Origin of the sequence: Burkholderia sp. Bp8963, assembly GCF_003854275.1 — a bacterium.
Taxonomy (GTDB): domain Bacteria; phylum Pseudomonadota; class Gammaproteobacteria; order Burkholderiales; family Burkholderiaceae; genus Burkholderia.
The window spans coordinates 56099-79255 of the sequence record NZ_QTQP01000027.1; the positions used below are offsets into that span (position 1 = coordinate 56099).

Sequence of the window (23157 nt, forward strand, 5' to 3'; positions counted from 1 at the left end):
ATAAAAAAAATCACCGCGATTAAGCGCATTCCCGAAACACCGGGAACGCCGCTTAATCGCGGCACGTATTGCTTCGACAGGTAACTGACTGCTTAGTTTAGGCGAGCGTGAAGACCTTGTAAATCATAGACTTCCAGATCCTTCAGGTAGCGCAAGCCTTCGACTGCCGCGCGCGCGCCCGACATCGTCGTGTAGTACGTGACCTTGTGCGCCTGCGCGCTCATCCGGATCGAACGCGAGTCGGCGATCGCCTGGCGCGTCTCGTCGACGGTCGTGAACACGAGCGCGATCTCGCCGTTCTTGATCATGTCGACGATGTGCGGACGGCCGTCCTTCACCTTGTTGACGACCTTCACCGGCACGCCGGCCGCTTCGATCGCGGCAGCCGTGCCCTTGGTCGCGACGATCGGGTAGCCGAGGTCGTGCAGCATGCGCGCGACTTCGACCGCCTTCGGCTTGTCCGCGTCCATCACGGTCAGCAACACCGTGCCCGACTCGGGCAGACGCGAGCCGGCCGCGAGCTGCGACTTGAACAGTGCCTCGCCAAACGTCTGGCCGACGCCCATCACTTCACCGGTCGAACGCATCTCCGGCCCGAGCACCGGGTCGACGCTCGGGAACTTCACGAACGGGAACACCGCTTCCTTCACGCTGAAGTACGGCGGCTCGACTTCCTTCGTCACGCCCTGCTGCGCGAGCTTCTGGCCGACCATCGCGCGCGCGGCGATCTTCGCGAGCGGCAGGCTCGTTGCCTTCGACACGTACGGCACCGTGCGCGACGCGCGCGGGTTCACTTCCAGCACGTAGATGATGTCTTCCTTCGAGCCATCGGCCTGCGGGACCTGCTGGATCGCGAACTGCACGTTCATCAGGCCCACCACGTTCAGCGCCTTCGCCATCGCGCCCGTCTGGCGCTTCAGCTCGGCGACGGTTTCCTTCGACAGCGAGTACGGCGGCAGCGAGCATGCCGAGTCGCCCGAGTGAACGCCCGCCTGCTCGATGTGCTCCATCACGCCGCCGATGAACACGGCTTCGCCGTCGCAGATGCAGTCGACGTCGCACTCGATCGCGTCGTTCAGGAAGCGGTCGAGCAGCACCGGCGAATCGTTCGACACCTTCACGGCCTCGCGCATGTAGCGCTCGAGGTCGCGCGGCTCGTGGACGATTTCCATCGCGCGGCCGCCCAGCACGTACGACGGACGCACGACGAGCGGATAGCCGATTTCGGCCGCCAGCGCGAGCGCTTCGTCTTCGGCGCGCGCGGTGCGGTTCGGCGGCTGGCGCAGGCCGAGGTCCTGCAGCAGCTTCTGGAAGCGCTCGCGGTCTTCGGCCGCGTCGATCATGTCCGGCGACGTGCCGACGATCGGCACGCCATGCGCCTCGAGATCGAGCGCAAGCTTCAGCGGCGTCTGGCCGCCGTACTGGACGATCACGCCGACCGGCTTTTCCTTGTCGACGATCTCGAGGACGTCCTCAAGCGTCAGCGGCTCGAAGTACAGGCGGTCGGACGTGTCATAGTCGGTCGACACCGTTTCCGGGTTGCAGTTGACCATGATGGTTTCATAACCGTCCTCGCGCATCGCGAGCGCCGCGTGCACGCAGCAGTAGTCGAACTCGATGCCCTGGCCGATCCGGTTCGGGCCGCCGCCCAGCACCATGATCTTCTTGTTGTCGGTCGGCTGCGCCTCGCACTCGTCCTCGTAGGTCGAGTACATGTAGGCCGTCTTCGTCGCGAACTCGGCCGCGCAGGTGTCGACGCGCTTGTAGACCGGGCGCACGTTCAGCTCGAGACGGCGCGCGCGCACGTCGGCCGGCGTCGCGCCGAGCAGCTTCGCGAGGCGGCGGTCGGAGAAGCCGCTCTGCTTCAGGTAGCGCAGCTCGTCGAACGACAGCGACGCGACCGTGCGGCCCGCGAGCGCCTTTTCCTTCAGGATGATCTGCTCGATCTGCGCGAGGAACCACGGGTCGATCGCGGTCTCCGCGAAGATTTCCTCGGCCGTCATGCCGATGCGGAACGCATCGCCGACATACCAGATGCGGTCCGGGCCCGGCTCGTGGATCTCGATCGCGATCTCGTCGCGGTCGGTCGACTTCTCGTCGAGACCGTCGACGCCGACTTCGAGGCCGCGCAGCGCCTTCTGGAACGACTCCTGGAACGTGCGGCCGATCGCCATCACTTCGCCAACCGACTTCATCTGCGTCGTCAGGCGCGAATCCGCTTCGCGGAATTTCTCGAACGCGAAGCGCGGGATCTTCGTGACGACGTAGTCGATCGTCGGCTCGAACGACGCCGGCGTCTGGCCGCCGGTGATCTCGTTCTTCAGCTCGTCGAGCGTGTAGCCGACGGCCAGCTTCGCCGCGACCTTCGCGATCGGGAAGCCGGTCGCCTTCGATGCGAGCGCCGACGAACGCGACACGCGCGGGTTCATCTCGATCACGACCATGCGGCCGTCCTTCGGGTTGATCGAGAACTGCACGTTCGAGCCGCCCGTGTCGACGCCGATCTCGCGCAGCACCGCGAGCGATGCGTTACGCAGGATCTGGTATTCCTTGTCGGTGAGCGTCTGCGCGGGCGCGACCGTGATCGAGTCGCCGGTGTGCACGCCCATCGGGTCGAGGTTCTCGATCGAGCAGACGATGATGCAGTTGTCGGCGCGGTCGCGCACGACTTCCATCTCGTATTCCTTCCAGCCGAGCAGCGACTCTTCGATCAGCAGCTCGCGCGTGGGCGACAGGTCGAGGCCGCGCCGGCAAATTTCTTCGAACTCCTCGCGGTTGTACGCGATGCCGCCGCCCGAGCCGCCGAGCGTGAACGACGGGCGGATCACGACCGGATAGCCGCTGCCGCCGGTGGCCGCCATGATTTCGGCGTGCACCTTCGTCGCTTCTTCCATCGAATGCGCGACGCCCGACTTCGCGGAGCCGAGACCGATCTTGGTCATCGCGTCCTTGAACTTCTGGCGGTCTTCCGCCTTGTCGATCGCTTCCGGCGACGCGCCGATCAGCTCGACGCCGAACTTCTCGAGCACGCCGTGGTGATGGAGGTCGAGCGCGCAGTTCAGCGCGGTCTGGCCGCCCATCGTCGGCAGGATCGCGTCCGGGCGCTCCTTCTCGATGATGCGCGCGACGACTTCCCACGTGATCGGCTCGATGTAGGTCACGTCGGCCGTGTTCGGGTCGGTCATGATCGTCGCCGGGTTGCTGTTGACGAGGACGACCTTGTAGCCCTCCTCACGCAACGCCTTGCATGCCTGCGCGCCCGAATAGTCGAACTCGCACGCCTGGCCGATGATGATCGGGCCGGCGCCGATGATGAGGATGCTCTTGATGTCTGTGCGTTTTGGCATGGCTGGTGAATTCAATAAGTAATCGTTGTCGTGTGGCGGCCGGCTGCGCTCAGCCCATCGTCGCGAGCGCAAGCTTCACGGAGAAGCCGATGAACAGGCCGCCCACGCTGCTCGCCGCACCTGCCGCGAGCTTGCGGCGGCGGCGAAAATGCTCGGCGAGCCGCGCACCCGCGAAGATCAGCGTGCTCAGGTACACGAAGCTCGCGCACTGCGCGATCGCCCCGAGCACGAAGAACGGCAGCGCGGGATGCGGGAACGCCGGGTCGACGAACTGGATGAAGAACGAGATGAAGAACAGGATCGCCTTCGGATTCAGGAGGCTCACGATCAGCGCCTTGCGGAACGGCTTGTCGAAAGACCGCTCGCCGTCGACCGCGCGCGGCGCACCGGCGGCTGCATCGACCACGCCGTCGGCCGGCGCGCGCAGCTTGCGCCACGCGCCGCGCAGCATGCCGGTGCCGATGTAGAGCAGATACGCGGCGCCGCCGTACTTGACGACGGAGAACAGCAGCGGATTCGCCTTCAGCAGCGATGCGACGCCGGCCGCGGACAGCACCATCAGCACGGTGTCGCCGAGGAACACGCCGCAGGCCGCGCGATAGCCGGCCTTCACGCCGCGCTGCGCCGCGAGCGACAGCACGTACATCGAATTCGGCCCCGGCAGCAGGATGATGAAGATCACGCCGAACACGTAGGTCCAGAGATCCGTGATGCCGAGTGCATGACCGAACATGATGCGAGCCTCCTGCGCTTCAGTGAGTTAGGCGCTGCGCTGCTTCGCCGCGTCCATCAGCGCGGTGAAGCGGTCGAACAGATAGCCGATGTCGTGCGGGCCCGGCGACGCTTCCGGGTGGCCCTGGAAGCAGAATGCCGGCTTGTCGGTCAGCTCGAAGCCCTGCAGCGTGCCGTCGAACAGCGACACGTGCGTCGCGCGCGCATTGGCCGGCAGCGAGTCGGCGTCGACCGCGAAGCCGTGGTTCTGCGACGTGATCACGACGCGGCCATCGCCGAGATCCTTGACCGGGTGGTTCGCGCCGTGGTGGCCCGTCTTCATCTTCAGCGTCTTCGCGCCGACCGCGAGACCCATGATCTGGTGGCCGAGGCAGATGCCGAAGGTCGGCACGCCGCGCTCGATGAATTCCTTCGCGGCCGCGATCGCGTAGTCGCACGGCTCCGGGTCGCCGGGGCCGTTCGACAGGAAGATGCCGTCCGGATTCAGCGCGAGCGCTTCCGCCGCGCTCGCCTGTGCGGGCAGCACCGTCACGTGGCAGCCGCGCTCGGCGAGCATGCGCAGGATGTTGTACTTGACGCCGAAGTCGTACGCGACGACGCGGTACTTCGGCGCTTCCTGCATCCCGTAGCCGCTGCCGAGCTTCCATTCGCTCTGCTTCCACTCGAACGGCTTCGTGGTGGACACGACCTTCGCGAGATCCATGCCGGCGAGGCCCGGGAACGAGCGCGCGAGCTCGATCGCCTTCGCTTCGTCATCCGAGCCCGCGAGAATGCAGCCGTTCTGCGCGCCCTTGTCGCGCAGGATGCGGGTCAGCTTGCGGGTATCGATGCCGGCGATCGCGACGACGCCTTCGTCGCGCAGGTAGTCGCCGAGCGTGCGGTCCATGCGGAAGTTCGACGCGAGCGTGGGCAGATCGCGAACGATCAGGCCGGCGGCATGGACTTTCGTGGCTTCGACGTCCTCGGCGTTGACGCCGACGTTGCCGATATGCGGATAGGTGAGCGTGACGATCTGGCGCGCGTAGCTCGGGTCAGTCAGGATTTCCTGATAACCGGTGATCGCGGTGTTGAACACGACTTCGCCGATCGTATGGCCGACGGCCCCGATCGAATGACCACGAAAGACCGTGCCGTCGGCAAGTGCGAGCAAAGCGGGAGAAAAAGACGGCAACACGGGAGGCTCCTTGGGGAACACCCTGCTGCCGACCTGTCTACCCGACCGCACAAGCGTCGCGCTGCGTGGACGCGCGCGGTGGCCTGCGTCACGCGCCCGGCGGTGTCGAGTCGCGAAACCGGCGCGCAGCGTGCGAGCGCAGGCGCAGGTTGTCGCGGCGTCGCCCGGCTGGCGGCGTGCGGCGGATGAACGGGGTGAGTGAGGTAGGCGCTAGGGTGCGAGGTTGATCTGCACAAACTTTCAAATTATAGCCCGAAAACGGCCCTATCTTCAATTCCTGCGACCGTTCGGCGCCGCGCGCCGCGGATTCCGGAGCGCGTCGCCCGTTGCTGCGGCCCCGATTCCGGCGCCGCCCCACCTGCCAGCGTACCGCTGTGTCAGTGCGCTTGGCCAGCGCCGCGCGCGGGCCACACGTACCACACCGCGCTCGCGAGCTGGAGTGCGTCGCGAACAATCCGAGCACCCTCACCTGCACCAGCGACATTGCCTCTCCTTCCAGTACCGCGCAGCCGACGCGACGCGCACAAACGAAAACGCCGTCACCTCGGTGACGGCGTTCGGCGAACACATTTGTCAGATGATAAAGCATTCAAGCGGCACGGGCGACCGCGTCGGGCGACTCGCTTACTTCTTCTTGCCCTTGTGCGTCGCGGCCTTCGCGGGCGCAGCCTTCGCCTTCGCGGCGCCGCGCTTCGCGCCGCGCGCCGCCTTGCCGCCGGAGGACAGGCTCGCGCGCTCGATGTGCGCGCCGCCGACCGACGTCGCGATCTTTTCCGGGCCCGGCTCGGCCGGCACCGCGCGGCCGACCGGCACGTGCAGCACGAGCGCCTGCCCCGGCATCACGAGATCGCGATGCGTGCGGTTCCATGCCTTCAGCTGGCCGACCGACACGCCATAGCGGCTCGCGACCGCCGCCATCGACTGCTTGCGGCGCACGCGGATCAGCATCTTGCGCGTGTCGGGCACGTCCGGCTCCATCGCCAGCACGCCGTTCTCAGCGACGTCCGCGCTGATGTCCTCGTCGTCGTCGTCGCCGCGCGGCACGACGATCGTCGAACCGGGCTTCAGGCGCATGCCGGCCGGAATCTTGTTCACCGACATCAGCGTATCCGCGTCGACGCCGATCTTCTCGGCGATCGCCGCCGGGCGCGCGCGCTCGGTGACGGTGTAGGTCGTCCAGGTCGACAGCTTGCCGTCGTACGACTTCAGGTTCTTCTCGAATGCCGACGCGTTGTCGAACGGCAGCAGGATCTGCGGCTCGGTCGAGCCGAGGATCACCGGCTTCGCGAACGACGGGTTCAGCGACTTGAATTCGTCGGACGATAGATTCGCGAGCTTCGCGGCGACCGTCACGTCGATATCGCGCGACGTCGTGACCGTCACGAAATACGGGTGGTTCGGGATATCCGGCAGCGTCAGGCCGAACTGCTGCGGGTTCGCGATGATGTTCTTCACCGCCTGCAGCTTCGGCACGTAGTTGCGCGTCTCGTTCGGCATCCGCAGGTTCAGGTAGTCGGTCGGCAGGCCGGCCGCCTGGTTGCGCGCGATCGCGCGCTGCACGTTGCCCTCGCCCCAGTTGTACGCGGCCAGCGCGAGATACCAGTCGCCGAACATGTCATGCAGGCGCGACAGGTAGTCGAGCGCCGCGCTCGTCGACGCGAGCACGTCGCGCCGTTCGTCCTGCCACATGTTCCGCTTCAGGTTGTAGGTGCGGCCCGTGCCCGGCATGAACTGCCACATGCCGGCCGCCTTCGCGACCGACAGCGCCTGCGGGTTGTACGCCGACTCGATGAACGGCAGCAGCGCGAGCTCGGTCGGCATGTGGCGCGCCTCGAGCTCCTCGACGATGTGATACAGGTACTTCTGCGAGCGCTCGGTCATGCGCTGCACGTAATCCGGGCGCTGCGTGTACCAGGTGGTCTGCATGTCGACGAGGTCGGTCTGCAGGTCGGGCATCTGGAAACCGCGGCGGATGCGCGCCCACAGATCGGAGTCGGCGCTGGTCAGATCGCCGACCGACTGCTTGTCGACGTCGACGGTTTCTTTGGCGGTGGCTGACTTGCGGAGGTAGGTGGATGCCGCCTCTGAATCGGCGGCGGAATTGGCGACAGGCCCCTGGCTCGCACACGCGGCGAGCAGCAGGACCAGCATCGCGCTCAATAAAAATCGCATGAAAATCTCGGCATCCGACAGCTGGAAATTGCTGGCGATACTACGGAAGTGCGTGCTTCACGTCAATAAAAACACCGAAAACTCTGCCAAATCTGATATTTGGAGCAATTTTTACAGATTCCGGATGAGCTTTGGAGTCCTCCCGAAAACTGTCATCGGAACCGGTTTTTCCACTCCCGCATCAGCGTGAATGCGGCAAGGCGATCCGGCACCGTTTCATGCAACTGCGCTTCGAGCGTCGCGTGAATCGCGGCGCTGTCGGAACGCATGAACGGATTCACCGCGCGCTCGTGCGCGATCGTCGTCGGCAGCGTCGGCACCCCGCGCGCACGGCGCGCGGCCGCTTCGTCGCGCCATGCGGCGAGCGCCGTGTTGCCCGGCTCGCAGGCGAGCGCGAAGCGGATGTTCGACAACGTGTATTCGTGCGCGCAGTGCACGCGCGTGTCGCCGGGCAGTGCCGCGAGCGCGTCGAGCGACGCGAGCATCTGCGCGGGCGTGCCTTCGAACAGGCGGCCGCAGCCGCACGAGAACAGCGTGTCGCCGCAGAACACGTGCGGCACCGCCGCCCCGCTGCCTGCGGCGCGTTGAACGTCCGCGCCCGAGCCGGCCCCGGAACCGGCCGCGCCTGCGCCGGCCGCACCTGAACCGGCCGTCTGAAAATACGCAATGTGGCCACGCGTATGGCCGGGCACGTCGAGCACGTCGAACGACAGCGCAGGCGCGTCGAGCGTCACGCGATCGCCGCCCGCGAGCGGATGCGTGACGACGCCGATCGCCTCGGCGGCGGGGCCGTATACTGCGAGCGGCGCGTCGTCCGGTTGGCTGTCGATCAGCGCGGCGACACCGCCGACATGGTCGGCATGGTGGTGCGTGAGTAAAATAGCGGTCAACCGCCAGCCTCTTTCGGAGAGAAACCGGCGCACCGGAGCGGCTTCGCCCGGATCGACGGCGATCGCTTCGCTGCCGTCCGACACGAGCCAGATGTAGTTGTCCTCGAATGCCGGTACCGGCACGTATTCCAGCTCGTTCATGGGCGCGCAATCATCGCTATGTCTGATCGACAAATTATAGACTGGCCCGCCTGGACCGACTCGCCTCCCGGCCGCTACGTGTTGGGCTGGGAGCAGGCGCAGCTCGACCGCATCGTGTCCGACGTGTTCGGATTCCACGCGCTGCAGCTCGGGCTGCCGCAGCTCGACGCGCTGCGCGAGAACCGCATGCCGTATCGCGGCCTCGTGCTCGACCCCGCGAGCGGCGCGAGCGCGCCCTTCCAGTATCCGTTGGCGCGCGAAGCGCATGCGCCGGAACACGCGCCGGCCGATCGCAGCACCACGTGGTGCGATCTGCTCGACCTGCCGTTCGAATCGCAGAGCGTCGACCTGATCGTGATGCCGCACACGCTCGAATTCACCTCCGACCCGCACCGCCTGCTGCGCGAGGCCGAACGCGTGCTGATGCCGGAGGGCCAGCTCGTGATCACCGGCTTCAATTCGCTCAGCCTGTGGGGGATGCGGCAGTCGTTCGGCAAAATGGCGAACCGGCCGTTCGTGCCGTCCGCGCGCGACCAGATCGCGTTCATCCGGCTGAAGGACTGGATCAAGCTGCTAGGCTTCGATCTCGAACGCGGCCGTTTCGGCTGTTACCGGCCGCCGCTCGTCTCCGATCAATGGCTCGCGCGCTTCGGCTTCATGGAAGCCGCAGGCGACCGCTGGTGGCCGATCTTCGGCGCCGTCTACATGGTGACGGCCGTCAAGCGCGTGCGCGGCATGCGGCTCGTCGGCCAGATCAGGATGAAGAAGCCCGTGCTCGCACCGGGCCTCGCGCCGGCGGCCTCCCCGACCACCCATCAAGAACGTTCATGACAACCGACACCATCGACATCTATACCGACGGCGCCTGCAAGGGCAATCCCGGCCCCGGCGGCTGGGGCGCACTGCTGCGCTACGGCGACCGCGAGAAGGAGCTGTTCGGCGGCGAGCCGAACACGACCAACAACCGCATGGAGCTGATGGGCGTGATCGCCGCGCTCGAAGCGCTGAAGCGCCCGTGCCGCGTGATCGTGCACACCGATTCGCAGTACGTGCAGAAAGGCATCAGCGAGTGGATCCACGGCTGGAAGAAGAAGGGCTGGATCACCGCGTCGAAAACGCCCGTGAAGAACGCCGACCTCTGGAAGCGCCTCGACGCGCTCGTCGCGCAGCACGAGGTCGAATGGCGCTGGGTCAAGGGCCACGCCGGCCACCCGGAGAACGAGCGCGCGGACGCGCTCGCGAACCGCGGCGTCGAATCGCTCGCGGCCTGACCGCCCTCCCGTTTCTGCTGATTTTTCCGATATGCGCCAGATCATTCTCGATACCGAAACCACCGGCCTGAACCCCCGCACGGGCGACCGTCTCATCGAAATCGGCTGCGTCGAGCTGCTGAACCGGCGGCTCACCGGCAACAACCTGCACATCTACGTGAACCCCGAGCGCGACAGCGATCCGGGCGCACTGGCCGTGCACGGCCTCACGACCGAGTTCCTCAGCGACAAGCCGAAGTTCGCGGAGGTCGTCGACCAGATCCGCGACTTCGTCAAGGATGCCGAGCTGATCATCCACAACGCGCCGTTCGACCTCGGCTTCCTCGACGCCGAATTCGCGCGGCTCGACCTGCCGCCGTTCACCGAGCACTGCGGCGGTGTGATCGACACGCTCGTCCAGGCGAAGCAGATGTTCCCCGGCAAGCGCAACTCGCTCGACGCGTTGTGCGACCGCTTCGGCATCAGCAACGCGCACCGGACGCTGCACGGCGCACTGCTCGACTCGGAACTGCTCGCCGAGGTCTACCTCGCGATGACGCGCGGCCAGGACAGCCTCGTGATCGACATGCTCGACGACGACGCGGCCGCCGGCGGCGCGGGGAACGGCCAGCGCGTGTCGCTCGCGTCGCTCGACCTGCCGGTGCTGGCCGCGAGCGACGACGAACTCGCTGCGCACCAGGCGCAGCTCGACGCTCTCGACAAGTCGGTCAAGGGCACCTGCGTGTGGCGCAAGGCGGCCGCGGCCGGCGAAGCGTCATAAGTCGTCACTCATGCCGGCGCGCCGCGGCCGTGCGCTCACGCGCGCGGCTGCAGCGCGATGACGGCCATCCCGGCCAGCGCGAGCGCCGCGCCGGCCGCGTCCCAGCGGGTCAGCGCGACACCGTCGACCGCGCGCAGCCACACGAGCGCGACCGCGATGTACATCCCGCCATAAGCCGCATAGGTGCGTCCGGCCGCACTCGGGTGCAGCGTCAGCAGCCACGCGAACAGCGCGAGCGACACCGCGGCGGGCGCCAGCAGCCAGACCGGCCTGCCGGACTTCAGCACGAGCCACGGCAGGTAGCAGCCGACGATTTCGGCCAGCGCGGTGGCGGCGAACAGCGCCGCGACCTTCATCAATTCGATCATCCCGGATCCTTCCTTCATCAGGCCGCGCGAAGGGGTCAGACCGCCCTGCCACGCGCTGCCGATTATGCCCGACGAAGCCCCGCCACACGGGGCTTTCGCGGCAATTTGCACGATCATCGCTCATCGTGCTATCATGTCGCCTGTTTCAACATTCAATCCCTGTCATTCCGATTTTGAGAGAAGTCCGTCCGCGTGATGCGGGGCCGTGCTTCGATCGAAATTGCATCCACAGGAAAGCGCGCCCGTCGGGCCTGCTTTTCTCGTTTCGTCGCCCTTCCGGGGCGTCTGCCGGAGCGCCGGACCCTGGTCCGCACCGGCTGCCGCACGCATCACGCGGCCCCTTCTTCATGAGCGCCATGTCGCGACGGCCCGCCGGGCCCGCGTCGAAGCAGCCCCTTTCGCAGTAAGCGCTTAATGGCCTGCCCCGACGCGCCGCGTGCGATACGGCGCTTGCCGGCAAACCGTGTCGGACGCCCGCCGTCCGGCGCAGTCAAAGGAGTGCAAGACCTTGACCGCAACACACGTCAGCCCGACCGCTGCCTCTTCCTCGTCGTCCGACGGCGCCCCGCTCGCCGCCGACGACATTACCGTCGTCGACCAGAGCCTCCTCAAGCGCGCGGTCAGCGCGATGGCCATCGGCAATGCGATGGAATGGTTCGACTTCGGCGTCTACAGCTACATCGCCGTCACGCTCGGCAAGGTGTTCTTCCCGTCGAGCAGCCCGTCCGCGCAGCTGCTCGCGACCTTCGGCACGTTCGCGGCCGCGTTCCTCGTGCGCCCGCTCGGCGGCATGGTGTTCGGCCCGCTCGGCGACCGCATCGGCCGCCAGCGCGTGCTCGCGATGACGATGATCATGATGGCCGTCGGCACGTTCGCGATCGGCCTGATCCCGAGCTATGCGTCGATCGGCATGATGGCGCCCGTGCTGCTGCTCGTCGCCCGCCTCGTGCAGGGCTTCTCGACCGGCGGCGAATATGGCGGCGCCGCAACCTTCATCGCCGAATTCTCGACCGACAAGCGCCGCGGCTTCATGGGCAGCTTCCTCGAGTTCGGCACGCTGATCGGCTACGTGATGGGCGCGGGCGTCGTCGCGCTGCTCACGGCGTCGATGTCGCAGGAAGCGCTGCTGTCGTGGGGCTGGCGCGTGCCGTTCCTGATCGCGGGCCCGCTCGGCCTGATCGGTCTCTACATCCGGATGAAGCTCGAGGAAACGCCGGCATTCAAGCGCCAGGCCGAGGAGCGCGAAGCGCAGGACAAGGCCGTGCCGAAGGCGCGCTTCCGCGAGACGCTCATCGCCAACTGGCGCGCGCTGCTGCTGTGCGTCGGCCTCGTGCTGATCTTCAACGTGACCGACTACATGGTGCTGTCGTACCTGCCGAGCTTCATGTCGTCGACGCTGCACTTCGACGAATCGCACAGCCTCGTGCTCGTGCTGCTCGTGATGGTGCTGATGATGCCGATGACGCTCGCCGCCGGCCGCCTGTCCGACCGGATCGGCCGCAAGCCGGTGATGCTCGCCGGCTGTGTCGGCCTGCTCGTGCTGTCGATCCCGGCGATGATGCTGATCCACGCGGGCACCACCGCGGCCGTGTTCGGCGGCCTGCTGATGCTCGGCGTGCTGCTGTCGTGCTTCACCGGCGTGATGCCGTCGGCACTGCCGGCGCTGTTCCCGACCGAAATCCGCTACGGCGCGCTCGCGATCGGCTTCAACGTGTCGGTGTCGCTGTTCGGCGGCACGACGCCGCTCGTCACCGCGTGGCTGGTCGACGTGACGGGCAACCTGATGATGCCCGCGTACTACATGATGGGTGCGGCCGTGATCGGGATCGTGTCGGTCGTCGCGCTCGCCGAAACCGCCCGCCAGCCGCTGAAGGGCTCGCCGCCCGCCGTTGCGACGCGCCGCGAGGCGCACCAGCTCGCGCGCCAGCTGCGCGACGAAGAGGACGACACGAGCGGCTACGCGACAATCGCCACCGCGCGTGCTTAAGTGTCACCCCAAGCGTCGCCCCAAGCGGCGCCGCCAATGAAAAGCCCCGGCAGCGCCGGGGCTCGATCGAAGGCCGGTCACCCGGCCCGACATGCCCGACCGGCTTGCGCCGGCCGGGCATTTTTCATGGTTGCCGCACTGCCGCGCTCATGCGTGTTCGCCGCTGTGCCGGCAGAAGATCAACGCGCGCGAGCGCGACACCGCCGCCTGCGCGCCGCGCGCCGCGACGATCAGGCCGATCTGGCCCAGATTGAAATCGCGCTCGACCATCAGCTGCGTCAGCGCGGCAAGCGGCAACACAACGGACGGGTGGTACAGGCTCGATTCGATCAGGGCTTTCATCATCGACTCCATCTGGCAATGCGGTATTCGATGGAGTGAATTCTAGGGATCGCCGGCTTCCGGATAAATCACGTGGAAGCGAAGTCACTTGTTGGCTGCGGTAAACAATCGCCGTCGGGCACGCGCTACGCGAGCGGCGTCTCGACAAAGGCCGGCAACGCCTCCGCCCGCGCGGAATGCGCGGCGAGCGCCGGATAACGGGCCGGATCGATGCGGGCCAGCGCCGGATAGTCGGCCGTCATGAACTGCGTGAAGCGCCACGCGACCGCTACCGTCACGTCGGCCTGCATCACGCGCGCGCCGCCGAGCCAGCCGTCCACGCCCGACAGTTGCCGTTCCAGCTCGCCGTACGCAGCCTCGAGCTGGCCGAGCACGCGCTCGAGCCACGGCTGGTGCAGCTTGTCGGCCGGACGCAGGCCGTGCTCATAGACGACCTGCACCGTCTTCTCGGCCGCTGCCAGCGCGAAACCGACCGGCACGAGCGCGCGCAGCCGCGCGTCGGGCGCCTCGGGCAGCAGGCGCCGCTCCGGCGCGACGAGATGGTCGAGGTAGTCGACGATCAGCGACGAATCGAGCAGCGTCGCGCCGTCGTCGGTGACGAGCGTCGGCGCCTTGACGACAGGGTTGATCGCCTTGAAGGTGTCGAATTGCCGAAACACCGACACCGACTGGTGTTCGAACGGCAGGTCGAGCAGCTTCGCCGAGATGGCGGCCCGCCGTACGAACGGGGAATCCAGCATGCCGATCAGCTTCATCGCAATACGCTCCGCTTGAGGGAATGGGACCGACGACTGTAGCAGCGTCGGGCACACGCGCATAGGGTCGGTTCGCGCGATCGGCGGGCTTGCGTACGTGCCGGCCAGGTCGCGGCAGATGCGCCCGCCGCGCGGGTTGCGCATCAAGCGTGCATCAAGCGCGCATCAAAACGCCTCCCCGCCGCGCGGCAACCGTGACCATAATGCAGACTCGCCCACCGACTTCCGAAGGTCAGCCATGTGGTATGCCCTCGTCGAACAGCAGCGCCAATGGCTGCGCGCGTGGCGCGCGACAACCCGGTACGCGTTCGACGCGTGGCCGGCGCTGACGCTGCCGCGCGCCGCGTCCGCGTGCTACGCGGACCTGTTCGAACCCCTGCTCGGCCCGGCGGCCACCCCGCCGCCGTTCGCGATCGAAGCGCTGTTGCGCGACGGCCGCCGCGACGAAGTCGTCGAAACGTGCATCGCGAGCACGCCGTTCTGCGACCTGCGCCGCTTTTCGCGGCCGCGCGCGCAACGCATGGTACTGCTGTGCGCGCCGCTCGCCGGCCACGCGGCCGTGATGATGCGGGAGACCGTCGAGACGCTGCTCGCCGACGGCGACGTATACGTGACCGACTGGACGAACGCCCGCGACGTGCCGCGCGACGCGGGCCGCTTCGGCCTCGACGAATACGTGGCGATGCTCGACGGCTTTATCGAGTTGCTTGCACGCGACGACCGCCCGCTGCACGTCGTCGCCGTCTGCCAGGCGACCTTCCCGGCGCTCGGCGCGCTCGCGCTGCGCGCGCAGCGCGGCCTCCCGCCGCCGGCGAGCGTGACCTTGATCGGCGGGCCGCTCGATGCGCGGCTCAATCCGAGCACGCTCGGCGTCGCGGCCAATTCTCATTCGCTCGACTGGTGCCGCCGCCATCTGATCGACGTGGTGCCGGCCGGCTTCGCCGGGCACGGCCGCTCAGTGTTTCCGACCTATCTGCAGCAGGCCGAGATCGCAATCGTCTATCCGCACCGCTATCTGTCGCTGATCGACGGCTACACTCAGGCGGCGCTGCAATTCGACCCCGGCGCGGTGGCGAATGCGCGGCGTGCGCTCCTCGAATACACGGCGCTGCTCGACATGCCGGCCGAATACTTCCTCGATACCGTCGACATCGTGTTCCAGCGCGCCTGCCTCGGGAACCACACGTGGCGCGTCGCGGGCGTGCGCGTCGAGCCGGATGCGCTGCGCGGCACCGCGCTGCTGACCGTCGAGGGAACATGCGATGCGGTCACGGGCGCCGGGCAGACGCATGCGGCGCACGCGCTCTGCAGCGGCCTCGCGGCGGACGAGCGGCATCGCATCGATGTGGACGGCTGCGATCACTACGGGCTGTTTACCGGCGTGCGCTGGCGCGACGACGTGCATCCGGTGCTCGAGGCCGTCTTCGCACACGCCGAAGCCGGTCGCACGCCCCGGCATTGATCGGGTGTCACCCCGGCGACCGGGCATCCGGGCATCCGGGCGACCGGGCGACCGGGCGACCGGGCAACCCGGCAATTACGCGGGCGACGCGCGTCCGTCCTGCATGCCGCGCGCAGCATCGAGCAGCACGCGCACCTCGTCGTCGCTCGTCTGCTCGAAATGCACGTAGAACTGGCTGATCCCGAAGAACGACAGCGGATGCGACACCGCGACGAACGCGTCGGCGAGATCGTCGAAGCGGCGCTGGACGCCGGCCGGCGCGACAGGCGCCGCCGCCACCACGCGCGCCGGGCGGCGCTCGCGCAATGCCTGCAATGCGACGCGCATCGTCGCACCCGTCGCGATGCCGTCGTCGACGACGATCACCGTACGCCCTTCGACCGGCACCGGCGGCCACGCGCCACGGTACAGCGCCTCTCGGCGCCGCAACTCGTCGGTTTCGCGCGCGATCACGTCGGCGAGCTGCGCGTCGGTCACATCCATCGAGCCGATCACGGAGCGCTGCAGATAGATCGCGCCGCCGGTTGCGATCGCGCCCATCGCGAGCTCGGGGTCGTATGGCACGCCGAGCTTGCGCACGACCAGCACGTCGAGCGGCGCGCCGAGCGCGCGCGCGACCGGAAACGCGACCGGCACGCCGCCGCGCGGCAACGCCAGCACGACGATGTCGGTTCGCCCCGTGAATTCCTGCAACGCGTCCGCGAGCTGGCGGCCCGCATCCGCGCGGTCGACGAAACGATCCATCACGCTCGCCCCCTTCGGTTCGCCGGCGTCGCCTCGTGCACGCGCGGCGGCCTCGCGCGCCGCGTTCACGCCGACGTTACGTCAATGAGCATGGTGCATGCGATCCGCCAATTCAAGCAGCACGGATCGCGTGTGCGATCGGCCGCCGTTACCGCCGTTACCGCGCGCATGCGTTGCGCGCGTGCCCGGACGGCTTCAGAACCCGCCTGCCTGCCGGTACAGTCGCCAGAACGACTGCGCATAGGATTGCGCGAGCTCCGGCGCGCGGTGAAACACGTCCACCGTCTCGGCATGCGCGGGCGCGCCTTCCGCGAGCGTCGTCAGCGCGACGCTGTCGTCGACGATCACGAAGCGCGGCGCGGGATCGCCATGCCGCGTGTCGATCGCAACGTCGATGCCGACGGATTTCAGATACCCGGCGCCGCTGTACTTGCCCGCGCGCACCGAACGGATCAGCACGACGCGCACGTCGACCCCGCGCGCACGCGCATCGCGCAGCGCGCCGACGACCGCCGGCGGCACGTACGCATAGCCGGCCAGCAGTACGCGGCGCTGCGCCTGCTGGATCAGGTCGACGGTGGCGTCGGACGCGGCGTTGTCGTATGAAAAATACGCGCCGACGGACGCGGCGTCGGACGGAATCGGGGTTGCGTGGGCGGTCGCCGCGCAGCACAGCGCGGCAAGGAGGAAGGCGGCGGGTCTCATGGCGGGCGCCATTGTAGCGACGCCAATTCGCGTGGCAAGTGCGCGCTGAGGCGCTGCTGCGCCGGCGCAACAATCGGGCCGCATACGGGGCCACATACGCGCCGGCGCGCGCGTTCAGCCGGGCGCGACGCGCGCGAGCCAGCTCGTCACGCCATCGATCGAGCGGAAGTCGGCGAGGCTGCGCGCGGGCAGCGCCGGGTAGGCGCCGGCCGCCATCTCCGCGAGCGCGCGGCCGGGGCCGAGTTCGAGAAACGCGGTCGCGCCCGCCTCGACACAGCCCGCGAGACAGGCCGCCCATTCGACGGGCTCGGCGATCTGGCGCGCGAGCTTGTCGAGGCCGTCGGCAACGTCGAGCACCGATGCGCCGTCGATGCCCGAGACCAGCCGCGAGCCCGGCAGCGGCCGCCGCACGCGCACCGCGCCCAGCGCCGCGCGAAACCCGGGCACCGCCGACGCGAGCCGGTGCGTATGCGACGCGATCCGCACGCACACGGGCGCGACCCGCAGTGCGCCGGCGCGCGATGCGTCCACGGCCGCCGCGTCGACGCCGTCGCGCCGGCCGGCGATCACGAACGCGTCGCCTGGGCTCGCAATCGCAATCGCCGCGTCGTGTTTCGCGCACAGCCGCGCCAGATGGTCGCGCGACAGGCCGCGCACGAACGCCATGCGTTCGTCGCCGCCGCTCGCGGCATCCATCGCGCACGCACGCGCAACGGCGAGATCGAGTGCGTCGTGCGGATCGATCAGGCCCGCGACGCTCCACGACGCGACTTCGCCGACGCTGTAGCCCGCGACGCAGCGCCGGCGCGGCCACGCGCGCTCGAGCAACGCCGTGGCCGCAAGCGCCTGCAGCGTGCACAGGATCTGCGCCGCGCGGTTCTCGCGCAGTGCATCGGGCGGGGCGTCGCGCACCCACGTGCGCGGATCCTCGCCGAGCAGCCTGCCTGCATGCGCGAACAGCGGCGCGATCAGCGCATCGGCCTGCGTCACGCTACCGATCAGGTCGAACATGCCGGCACGCTGGCTGCCCTGCCCCGAGCACAGGATCGCGAGCGTCATTGCGCGCCCTCCGGCGGTTCCAGCGCGTCGGCGAACACGCTCATCGCGAGCAGATCGGCCGCGCCGCCCGGACTCAGCCGCCGCGCGACGAACGCGCGATGCACGGCCGCTGCGCGGCTGCGCCAGTTGCGCGCCCGCACGCCGCCGCACGCGATGAACGCGCGTGCGGCAGCGTGCGCAAAATCGAGGCCCGCCGGTCCGCCGCGGTGCAGCAGGTTTGTATCGTCGAGCGCCGCGATCAGCGCGAAGCACGCGTCGACGCGCGCGGCCTCGGCGTCGCCCGGCACATCGCGCGCCGCGCGCCGCAGCGCGGGCAGGCCGACGCGATAGACAGTCGCGAAGCCGCCGGCCGCTTCGGCGCGCGCGCCGCCGACGCCGTAGCGGCGGCTCGCGCGCTCGCCGTGGCTGTCGGGCAGCCGTGGCCCGCCGAGAATGTCGGCGCCCCAGCGGCGCGCGACGAACGCGCCGAGCGTCAGGCCGGGCGCCACCGCGCCCGGCACGCCGCGCCGGCCCGCGGCCGCACACAGCAGCCCGAGCCCGAAGATCGCACCGCGGTGGGTGTTGATGCCGCCCGTCGCGGCGAGCATCGCGTGCTCGGCGCGCAGGCCGATCTTGCGCAGCACGGCCATCTCGGCATCGCGCGCCCCCGCGGCTGCCAGCTCCGCGAAATACGGTCGCAGCACGGCGGCGCTGCGCGCGAACGTGGACGCATCCATATCCGCGTGACTGCCGGCATCGACGTGACTGACGAGCCCCGGCTTCGGATAGGTGTCGATCTCGAGCAGCAGGCTGCGTTCGGCGAGCACCGCAATCGTCGTAGCAGTCTGTGCCGCGTCCGGTTGCGGCGTAAGCAACGGGCGCAGCATCGCCAGCGCGCTCATCGCACTTCTCCGGCAAGAAAAGCGGCGGGCGGACTGAGCACGACGCCACCTGCCGTCTTCACGGCGACCTCGGGCAATTGCGCATGCAGCTCGCGCCAATTGGCGCCCGCGCCGTCGTCGCGCAGCAGCTCGCCGTCGACGCGCATCGGCGCACGCGCGTCGATTGCCGCGAGACCGTCGAGCAGCGTCCGCGTGTGGACGGGATCCGGCAGCGGAAACACGATGTCGAGATCGGATGAATCGGTCAGATAGCGCTCGCCGGTCAACGCCTGCCACGCGAGGCTGCCGAACACACGGCCCGCGACGCCGCAGCGCGTGCCGAGCGCGTCCAGCTCGCGCAACGGCTGACGCCACGCGGCGGGCGCGGCATCGAGCACCGCGGCGAACGCCGGCGGCGCGCCGGCGGACGCGAGCGCGTCGGCATCGACGCTCACCGCGACACGGCGCTTGCCGGCCGACGGCGGCAAAGGGATGCCGAGCGGCACGCGGAATACACCGGATTCAGCGGATTCACCGGACTCGCCGGGCAGCGCGCGGCGCACGATGAGCGGCCAGCCGCACTCCGCCCATCTGCGCACGTGCGCATCGGCCGCGAGCACCGCGTCGCGCGCGAATAGCGCCGCCCACCCCGCCGGCGTCAGCGTGACGAGCGTGTGGCGGCGCAGCGGCGCGTCAGTGCGCGGCACGCGCGAGCTCATACACGCGCTGCGCGACGTCGGCCGCGACCGGACGGCCGCGCGCCGCGCGCCGGTCGACGCGATCGACCGGCCGGTCGAGCCATTCGGCGGCCTGGCTGTCGAGCCCGTGGGCCGGATCGAGCACCGCGTCGACCGCGCCCATCTTCACGAGGTTGTCGAGCCCCGGCGCGAACACCGGCGTCGAACGCGCCTTCTCCTTCAGCAGGTCGAGCGGCAGCTTGGTCACGCGCGACATCGACGGCAGGTCCATCACTTCGGGATCGGCGCCCGGCACCGCGAGCAGCGTGCGCGTCGCGAGCGCTGTCGCGATGAACGCGCCGGCCGCCGTGTGACCGTACAGCAGGCCGATCGTCCGGTGGCCCGCGAGATCCGCGTGCATCAGGCATTTTGCGAGGTGCGACAGGCCTTCGTTCAGGCCGAGCAGCTCGTCGCGCTTGCTCATCCGCTGGCTGTCGCTGTCGACCAGCACGAGGATCGGCGTCGCGCCGCCGCGTTCGAGCGTGGCGAGCACGTGCGATGCCAGCTTCAACGCTTCGTCGATGCCGAACGGCAGGCGGTCGCTGACGCCGATCACGTCGACGCGCGTGCCGGCCAGCTCCGCGTGACCGGACAGCAGGCCGCCATTGCGCGCGATCGCGTGACCGCGCGGAAACAGCGACGCAAGGACTTCATCGAGCGTCATGCGAGGACTCCTGGAGTTGGTCCGCGAGCGCGGCGAACGTGTCGTCGGGCATGCCGGGAATCGCTTCCGGCGCGGTCGCGCCGAGCGTGCGCCACACGTCGAGCGCGTCGGCGCATGCGCCGAACCGCGCGACACGCGCTTCGAGACGCGCCTGCTCGGCGCGCAGCATCGCCGCGCCGAACGCCGGCGCGCGCGCGATCAGCTCGAGCGCAGCCGCGCGGAACGCGTCGGGCGAATCGGCGACATAGCGGTCCGCGCCGCCCATCAGCCGCCGGTGCTTGCCGCCCATCGTGCGCCAGATCAGCGCGCGGTCCTTCGCGTCGAACTCGTCGACGCCGCGATTGGTTTCGATCACTTCCGGCCCCGACACGCTGATGCGGCCCTGCTCGGACACCGCGAGCGCCGAACAGCACGCGGCGAGCAACCCGCCGCCGCCGTAGCAGCCCGCTCGCCCGCCGATCAGGCCGATCACCGGCACGCCGGCCGCGCGCGCATCGACGAGCGCGCGCATGATCTCGGCAACCGCCAGTTCGCCCGCGTTCGCCTCCTGCAGCCGCACGCCGCCCGTGTCGAACAGGATCAGCACCGGCATCGAGCCGAGCTCGCGCGCGGCGCGCAGCAGGCCCGTGAGCTTCGCGCCGTGCACTTCGCCGAACGCGCCGCCCATGAAGCGGCCTTCCTGCGCGGCGACCAGCACCGGCTTGCCGTCGAGCAGGCCGCGCCCGACGACCATCCCGTCGTCGAATTGCTGCGGCAGGTCGAACAGCGGCAGATGCGGGCTCGTCACGCGCTCGGCCGGCCCGAGAAATTCGGTGAAACTGCCGGCATCGAGCAGGCCGTCGATGCGCTGCCGCGCCGACGCCTCATACCAGCTCGACGCATTCGCGACGAACGCGGGCGCGTGGTGGATCATGTCGTTCGGCGCGTTCCGCCGGGCCGCCCCGTCGGGGGGCAGCGCATGATCGTGAGCGTGACGGTCGTTCATGCTGCGTCTCCTTCGATCGCGCGCACGGCCTGCGCGAGCCGCAGCGACACCATGTCGGGCCGCGCGCCACCGTCGTTGACGGACAGCTTCAGGCCGCCCGGCGCGCGCCGCTCGACGAAATCGGTCAACACCGCCTGCCAGACCTCGCCGAAGCCGACCGCCGCCGTGCGGATGTCGATCTCGCATTCGTTGCCGGGCAGCACCCGTTCGACGAGCACCTCGAGATTGCCGGACGCGACCACGCCGACGAGCGCCGTGGCCAGTTCGCCCTTCGCGCGCGCACGCGCGGTGAAGCGATAGTTCAACTGTTCCATTGCCCTGTTCCTTACCAGTTGCGGAACCGCGCCGGCGGCGCATACAGCCCGCCCGACCAGTGCACGAGATCCTTGATCGAGCGCGCGGCGAGCCAGCGGCGGTCCGCGTCGAGCGGATCGATGCCGAGATCTTCCGGGCGCCGGATCACGCCGCGCTCGCGCAGCCGCTCGACCATCTTCCGGTCGCGGCCGCGGCCGACTTCCGTGTAGCCGGCGACGCCGCGGATCGCGTGCTCGCGCTCGTCCTTGTCGCGGCACATCAGCAGGTTCGCGATCCCTTCCTCGGTGACGATGTGCGTGACGTCGTCGCCGTACACCATGATCGGCGCGAGGTCGAGCTGCAGCTTGTCGGCGAGCTTCAGCGCGTCGAGCTTCTCGACGAACATCGGCACGTTCTTGTCGCCGAACGTCTCGCCAATCTGCACGACGAGCTTGCGGCCGCGCCTGAGCGCCGCCGGCGTTTCGGGATCGGCCTCCTCGCCGGCTTTCAGCCACGGTTCGCTCGGGTGGCGCCGGCCGCGCGCGTCGCTGCCCATGTTCGGCGCGCCGCCGAAGCCCGCGATGCGCTCGGCCGTGACCGTCGACGAGTGGCCGGACAGGTCGATCTGCAGCGTCGAGCCGATGAACATGTCGCACGCGTAGAGGCCGGCCGTCTGGCAGAACGCGCGGTTCGAGCGCAGCGAGCCGTCGGGGCCCGTGAACCACACGTCGGAGCGCGCGCGGATGTAGTCGTCCATCCCGACTTCGGAACCGAAGCAGTGGATCTGCTCGACCCAGCCCGATTCGATCGCGGGAATCAACGTCGGATGCGGATTCAGCGCCCAGTGCGTGCAGACCTTGCCCTTCATGCCGAGCTTCGCTCCATAGGTCGGCAGCAGCAGCTCGATCGCCGCGGTGTTGAAGCCGATCCCGTGGTTCAGCCGCTTGATCCCGTACGGCTGGTAGATGCCCTTGATCGCGAGCATCGCGGTCAGGATCTGGGTCTCGGTGATCGCGGCCGGGTCGCGCGTGAACAGCGGCTCGACGTAGAACGGCCGGCCGGCCTCGACGATGAAATGCACGCGGTCGCCGGGGATGTCGACGCGCGGCACCTTGTCGACGATGCGGTCGACCTGCGCGATCACGATGCCGTCCTTGAAGGCGGTGGCCTCGACGACGGTCGGCGTGTCCTCGGTGTTCGGGCCCGTGTACAGGTTGCCGTCGGCATCGGCGCTGACCGCGGCGATCAGCGCAACCTGCGGCGTGAGGTCGATGAAGTAGCGTGCGAACAGTTCGAGATACGTGTGCACCGCGCCGAGTGCGATCTTGCCGCCGAACAGCAGCTTCGCGATCCGCTGCGACTGCGGGCCCGAATACGCGAAATCGAGACGTTTCGCGATGCCGCGCTCGAACACGTCGAGATGCTCGGGCAGCACGACGCCCGACTGCACCATGTGCAGGTCGTGCACCTTCGCGCTGTCGACATCGGCGAGCGCGGTCGCGAGCAGGTCGGCCTGCTTCTGGTTGTCGCCCTCGAGGCAAACCCGGTCGCCGGGCCGCAGCACTGCTTCCAGCAATGCCACGGCGTCGCGCGCATCGACCCGCTTGCCTTGCGCGTAGTGCGCGCCGGCTGCGAGGCGTGCATCGCGCGCGAGTCGCGCGTGATTCCATCCCGTCATAGAGTTCTCCCGCTTCGATGGTTCAGCGGC

Annotated in this window: 22 protein-coding genes; 5 read left to right on the forward strand and 17 right to left on the reverse strand. The window is 68.8% G+C overall.

Annotated elements, in window-relative coordinates; all coding sequences use genetic code 11:
* Positions 1-92 precede the first annotated feature (92 nt).
* The 5 genes from carB to gloB all read right to left on the reverse strand — a co-directional run bounded on the left by carB (position 93) and on the right by gloB (position 8456).
* Positions 93-3347 carry a carbamoyl-phosphate synthase large subunit gene (gene carB, locus DID96_RS22230; protein ID WP_124601420.1) on the reverse strand — a complete coding sequence of 1085 codons (3255 nt, stop codon included), beginning with the start codon at positions 3345-3347 and terminating at the stop codon, positions 93-95.
* A 49-nt stretch (positions 3348-3396) separates the two neighbouring features.
* Positions 3397-4080, reverse strand: coding sequence for a leucine efflux protein LeuE (leuE, locus tag DID96_RS22235; RefSeq protein ID WP_124601421.1), 684 nt, complete (start codon positions 4078-4080; stop codon positions 3397-3399).
* Between the two features lie 27 nt (positions 4081-4107).
* Positions 4108-5253 carry a glutamine-hydrolyzing carbamoyl-phosphate synthase small subunit gene (gene carA, locus DID96_RS22240; protein WP_124601422.1) on the reverse strand — a complete coding sequence of 382 codons (1146 nt, stop codon included), beginning with the start codon at positions 5251-5253 and terminating at the stop codon, positions 4108-4110.
* Between the two features lie 624 nt (positions 5254-5877).
* On the reverse strand, positions 5878-7425 hold the full coding sequence (locus DID96_RS22250) for a transglycosylase SLT domain-containing protein (RefSeq protein ID WP_124601424.1): 1548 nt from the start codon (positions 7423-7425) through the stop codon (positions 5878-5880).
* A gap of 152 nt (positions 7426-7577) precedes the next feature.
* Positions 7578-8456 carry a hydroxyacylglutathione hydrolase gene (gloB, locus tag DID96_RS22260; protein ID WP_124601426.1) on the reverse strand — a complete coding sequence of 293 codons (879 nt, stop codon included), beginning with the start codon at positions 8454-8456 and terminating at the stop codon, positions 7578-7580.
* 18 nt (positions 8457-8474) lie between these two features.
* On the opposite strand from gloB, the gene DID96_RS22265 reads away from it, so the two are divergent.
* From DID96_RS22265 to dnaQ, 3 genes are read left to right on the forward strand one after another with little or no spacing between them, the layout of a single operon-like run.
* Positions 8475-9287: a class I SAM-dependent methyltransferase gene (locus tag DID96_RS22265; RefSeq protein ID WP_124601427.1), complete on the forward strand. Its 813-nt coding sequence runs from the start codon at positions 8475-8477 to the stop codon at positions 9285-9287.
* Positions 9284-9727: a ribonuclease HI gene (gene rnhA / locus DID96_RS22270; protein ID WP_124601428.1), complete on the forward strand. Its 444-nt coding sequence runs from the start codon at positions 9284-9286 to the stop codon at positions 9725-9727. The genes DID96_RS22265 and rnhA overlap by 4 nt, the downstream gene beginning before the upstream one ends.
* Before the next feature lie 31 nt (positions 9728-9758).
* On the forward strand, positions 9759-10487 hold the full coding sequence (gene dnaQ, locus DID96_RS22275) for a DNA polymerase III subunit epsilon (RefSeq protein ID WP_124601429.1): 729 nt from the start codon (positions 9759-9761) through the stop codon (positions 10485-10487).
* Between the two features lie 35 nt (positions 10488-10522).
* On the opposite strand, the gene DID96_RS22280 is transcribed toward dnaQ, so the two are convergent.
* A complete protein-coding gene (locus DID96_RS22280; RefSeq protein ID WP_124601430.1) occupies positions 10523-10855 on the reverse strand; it encodes a YnfA family protein in 333 nt (110 codons plus the stop codon).
* Positions 10856-11363: 508 nt separating this feature from the next.
* On the opposite strand from DID96_RS22280, the gene proP reads away from it, so the two are divergent.
* Complete coding sequence (proP, locus tag DID96_RS22290; RefSeq protein ID WP_124601431.1) at positions 11364-12842, forward strand: glycine betaine/L-proline transporter ProP; 1479 nt, start codon at positions 11364-11366, stop codon at positions 12840-12842.
* A gap of 147 nt (positions 12843-12989) precedes the next feature.
* On the opposite strand, the gene DID96_RS22295 is transcribed toward proP, so the two are convergent.
* Together DID96_RS22295 and DID96_RS22300 are read right to left on the reverse strand one after the other, a co-directional pair.
* Positions 12990-13187, reverse strand: coding sequence for a hypothetical protein (locus DID96_RS22295; RefSeq protein WP_124601432.1), 198 nt, complete (start codon positions 13185-13187; stop codon positions 12990-12992).
* Between the two features lie 122 nt (positions 13188-13309).
* Positions 13310-13939, reverse strand: a complete 630-nt coding sequence (locus tag DID96_RS22300) for a glutathione S-transferase family protein (protein ID WP_124601433.1) — start codon at positions 13937-13939, stop codon at positions 13310-13312.
* 238 nt (positions 13940-14177) lie between these two features.
* Here DID96_RS22300 and phaZ point away from each other — a divergent pair, with 238 nt between their 5' ends.
* Positions 14178-15401: a polyhydroxyalkanoate depolymerase gene (gene phaZ, locus DID96_RS22305; protein ID WP_124601434.1), complete on the forward strand. Its 1224-nt coding sequence runs from the start codon at positions 14178-14180 to the stop codon at positions 15399-15401.
* 75 nt (positions 15402-15476) lie between these two features.
* On the opposite strand, the gene DID96_RS22310 is transcribed toward phaZ, so the two are convergent.
* The 9 genes from DID96_RS22310 to mdcA form a co-directional block, all read right to left on the reverse strand.
* Complete coding sequence (locus DID96_RS22310) at positions 15477-16145, reverse strand: phosphoribosyltransferase (RefSeq protein ID WP_185732328.1); 669 nt, start codon at positions 16143-16145, stop codon at positions 15477-15479.
* Between the two features lie 195 nt (positions 16146-16340).
* Positions 16341-16862, reverse strand: a complete 522-nt coding sequence (locus DID96_RS22315) for a phospholipase D-like domain-containing protein (protein ID WP_124601435.1) — start codon at positions 16860-16862, stop codon at positions 16341-16343.
* Positions 16863-16964: 102 nt separating this feature from the next.
* Positions 16965-17909 (reverse strand): malonate decarboxylase subunit epsilon, encoded by a 945-nt coding sequence (locus DID96_RS22320; RefSeq protein ID WP_124601436.1) that lies wholly within the window; start codon positions 17907-17909, stop codon positions 16965-16967.
* The gene (gene mdcB / locus DID96_RS22325) at positions 17906-18790 is read right to left on the reverse strand and encodes a triphosphoribosyl-dephospho-CoA synthase MdcB (RefSeq protein WP_409333801.1); all 885 of its coding nucleotides are present in this window, start codon (positions 18788-18790) and stop codon (positions 17906-17908) included. Before mdcB ends, DID96_RS22320 begins: the two co-directional genes overlap by 4 nt.
* Positions 18787-19476 carry a malonate decarboxylase holo-[acyl-carrier-protein] synthase gene (mdcG, locus tag DID96_RS22330; RefSeq protein WP_124601437.1) on the reverse strand — a complete coding sequence of 230 codons (690 nt, stop codon included), beginning with the start codon at positions 19474-19476 and terminating at the stop codon, positions 18787-18789. Before mdcG ends, mdcB begins: the two co-directional genes overlap by 4 nt.
* Positions 19463-20170, reverse strand: a complete 708-nt coding sequence (gene mdcE / locus DID96_RS22335) for a biotin-independent malonate decarboxylase subunit gamma (protein WP_124601438.1) — start codon at positions 20168-20170, stop codon at positions 19463-19465. The genes mdcG and mdcE overlap by 14 nt, the downstream gene beginning before the upstream one ends.
* Complete coding sequence (locus tag DID96_RS22340) at positions 20157-21083, reverse strand: biotin-independent malonate decarboxylase subunit beta (protein WP_124601471.1); 927 nt, start codon at positions 21081-21083, stop codon at positions 20157-20159. The genes mdcE and DID96_RS22340 overlap by 14 nt, the downstream gene beginning before the upstream one ends.
* Before the next feature lie 68 nt (positions 21084-21151).
* Entirely contained in the window at positions 21152-21469 is a 318-nt protein-coding gene (gene mdcC, locus DID96_RS22345) for a malonate decarboxylase acyl carrier protein (protein ID WP_124601439.1), read from the reverse strand.
* Between the two features lie 11 nt (positions 21470-21480).
* The gene (mdcA, locus tag DID96_RS22350) at positions 21481-23127 is read right to left on the reverse strand and encodes a malonate decarboxylase subunit alpha (RefSeq protein WP_124601440.1); all 1647 of its coding nucleotides are present in this window, start codon (positions 23125-23127) and stop codon (positions 21481-21483) included.
* Positions 23128-23157: the final 30 nt, after the last annotated feature.